1 pseudogene is annotated in these 234 nt (G+C 69.2%); it reads right to left on the bottom strand.

The annotated features are described in order from the left end of the window. Positions 1 to 234, bottom strand: a pseudogene (locus KVS67_RS13295) (TIGR00366 family protein); the annotation flags it as partial.

Below are 234 nucleotides of genomic sequence, written 5' to 3'. Positions count from 1 at the left end.
CAGGATCTCGCGCTCGTTGGGCGCGGCCGACTGGGTGAGGCCGACCAGCCCGTGCGGGCTGCGCACCAGCAGCAGGATCAGCGCGAGGAAGGACCAGTTGTCGATGTCCAGGGTGAGGGTGCCGCCGCCGACGAAGTGCATCACCAGATAGATCACGAGCATGGCGCCGTCGAGGAGCGAGGGGACACGGGAGGCGTCGAGACGGTCCGCCGGCGTCTCGATCTCCGGTGCGGA

It is taken from the genome of Micrococcus sp. GbtcB5 (assembly GCF_019091605.1).
Taxonomy (GTDB): Bacteria; Actinomycetota; Actinomycetes; order Actinomycetales; family Micrococcaceae; genus Micrococcus; species Micrococcus luteus.
The sequence above is the reverse complement of the archived record's forward strand: the minus strand, read 5'-3'. Positions and strand labels throughout refer to the sequence as shown.